Source organism: Microbacterium sp. Bi128 (assembly GCF_918698205.1).
In genome coordinates this window covers 1-2,199 of sequence record NZ_CAKKMM010000854.1, presented here as the reverse complement: position 1 = coordinate 2,199, position 2,199 = coordinate 1, and the positions used below count along the sequence as shown (strand labels likewise).

At 72.3% G+C, this 2,199-nt stretch carries 3 protein-coding genes; 1 reads left to right on the top strand and 2 read right to left on the bottom strand.

Features of this window, described 5'->3' with window-relative positions; all coding sequences use genetic code 11:
* Positions 1-26: 26 nt before the first annotated feature.
* On the bottom strand, positions 27-329 hold the full coding sequence (locus tag LQV45_RS27205) for a threonine aldolase family protein (RefSeq protein WP_230009905.1): 303 nt from the start codon (positions 327-329) through the stop codon (positions 27-29).
* 240 nt (positions 330-569) lie between these two features.
* On the opposite strand from LQV45_RS27205, the gene LQV45_RS27200 reads away from it, so the two are divergent.
* On the top strand, positions 570-1,625 hold the full coding sequence (locus LQV45_RS27200) for a PIG-L family deacetylase (RefSeq protein ID WP_230009902.1): 1,056 nt from the start codon (positions 570-572) through the stop codon (positions 1,623-1,625).
* Positions 1,626-1,633: 8 nt separating this feature from the next.
* On the opposite strand, the gene LQV45_RS27195 is transcribed toward LQV45_RS27200, so the two are convergent.
* The coding region (locus LQV45_RS27195) for a sensor histidine kinase (RefSeq protein WP_374208307.1) at positions 1,634-2,199 on the bottom strand (566 nt) is incomplete at its 5' end.

The following is a 2,199-nucleotide window of genomic DNA, read 5'->3' as shown; positions in this document are numbered from 1 at the left end:
GGGCTTGCGTGAACCGGAGGCGAGCGTTAACCGCGGCGCGGTGCGTCCTCGTGCCGCAACGCCAGCAGGGTGCGGGCCACTTCGACGCTCCCCTCGGGGGTGGGGAGTCCGTAGTCGGTCTCGAGAACTTCCCGTAACTCGTCGGCGAGCTGGTCGACGGGAGGATCCTCGGCGATCGCGTCGATCAGCGGAACGAGCAGGTCGTCGTATTCGTCTTCGGGCCAGCCGTCTCCGATCGATCGGACGCCGATCGGGTCCCACTCCCACATCACGGCGCGCACGCGCAGGGCGAGGGGAGACAGCGACCGCGGCGGCGAAGACGTCTGCATGGCCCCAAGCGTTCCGGCCGAGCCTAGGTGTCGGCTGAGCGCGCGCGACGAGGACGATGGGCGCGGCGGGGCGCGGTCCACCCCGCCGGTCGGCCCCCTTTCCCCCGCCGCGCGGTGGGCATGGCGCGTGGACTGTCCGCGTATTCGGTGCGCGCGCGATAGCGTCGGAAGGTCACGCCGAGCGCCGACGACCCGAAACCGTCGCCCGCTCGGCCCGGGGGGATACGAGACGGAGCCACGGTGCAGGACGACGACCTTGCTGGGGTGGAAGGCGAGCGGGAGAAATCCGCGCGCGACGCCCGCCGCGTCCGCGTGACGCGGCGGGGACTGATCATCGGCGGATTGGCGCTCGCCGGGCTCGGCGGAGGCGCCCTGCTCGTGCGACAGTTGCGCCGCAGCGGCGGTCCGGTGGGCGCGTGGACCCCCCTTCAGTCGATCGCTCCGCCGGCGACGCCGACGGAACTGTCTCCGGCATTCGAAGCCCCGGGGATCGACACAGCGATGACGATCTGGGCGCACGCCGATGACGACATCATCTTCGCCAATCCCGGTCTCGCCGACTCGATCGCGGCGGGCGCCACGGTGCGTGCCGTCTACGTCACGGCGGGCGATGCGGGCAAGGGCCTGGAGTACGCGCAAGAACGGGAAGCGGGGATCCGTGCGGCGTACGACCTCATGCGCGGAGCGACGGGAGAGTGGGACGAGCGCGAGCTCACCCTCCTCAGCGGGGCACGGGTGACGCGTTTCGTGCCGGCCGACGAGCCGCGCCTGTCCATCACGGTCCTGCGTCTGCCCGACGGCGGTCTCGACGCGAAGGGCTTCACCGCTACCGGCCACGCCGGACTGACGCAGCTCATCAACGGGGACGCGACCGAGCTCGTGCCGATCGACGGTGGTCCGGCGTACGATCTCCCGCGGCTGACGGCGACGCTGGCCGAACTCATGGCCGCCGCCCGCCCGCGGCGGGTGAGCACGAACGTGCCGCACGAGAGCGCCTTCGCGCAGGGCGACCACCCCGATCACTCGTGCGTCGGCTCGCTCGTGCGCGCCTCCGCCCCGGCGGTGGGTCTCGAGGCCGAGGCGATGTCGTACTACCTCGGCTATCCGTCGCAGGACCAGCCCGTCAACGTCGCGGGGGACGTGCTGGATGCCAAGGTCGAGGTGTACCGCACCTACGCGGCCGACGACCCCGTCGTGCGGTGCCAGGAGGCTTCGGCGTGCCTGGCGCAGCCCGGGTTCGGCGAGTGGTTGCGTCGGACGTACCCGAAGTCCGAAGCGGAGCTTCGCCTGTCCTGAGGTCGTCCTCAGCGCTCAGGTTCGCGACGCGGGAGCGTCACCGCGAGGCGGAATCCTCCGTCGGGCTCGCCGCCGGCGTCGAGGCGTCCGCCCAGCAGCTCGGCGCGCTCGCGCAGTCCTCTCAGCCCCGCGCCCCCCGACGGCAGGGGGAGTGCCTCGGCGATCGGGGCGTCGTTGTGCACGACCACGTCCACGGCCGTCGTCGTCGTCCGCACGCTCACTCGGACGCGCGCCCCCGGGGCGTGCTTCCGCGCGTTCGTCAGCCCCTCTTGGACGGTCCGGTAGACCGCCCGCTGCAGCGGCGGCGCGAGCTCGCCGCGGACATCGGTGACCAGATCCGCCGGGAGGTCGCTGTCCGAGAGCAGGCGCGGCAAATCGTCGAGGGTGGGTTGCGGCTTGTCGCCCGGGGTGGGAGCGCCCTCGGCGCGCAGGACGCCCACCATCTGACGCAGTTCGTCGAGCGTGCGCACGGACAGCGAGCGGATGATGCCGGCTCCGCGTCGTGCGTCGGGATCGGCGGAAGAGACCTGGAGCGCGCCCGCCTGGACGGCGATGAGACTCACCTGGTGAGAGA

What these genes read in the sequence shown, in the direction of transcription:
- LQV45_RS27205 (WP_230009905.1), bottom strand. Translation starts at nt 329, where the DNA reads ATGCAGACGTCTTCGCCGCCGCGGTCGCTGTCTCCCCTCGCCCTGCGC.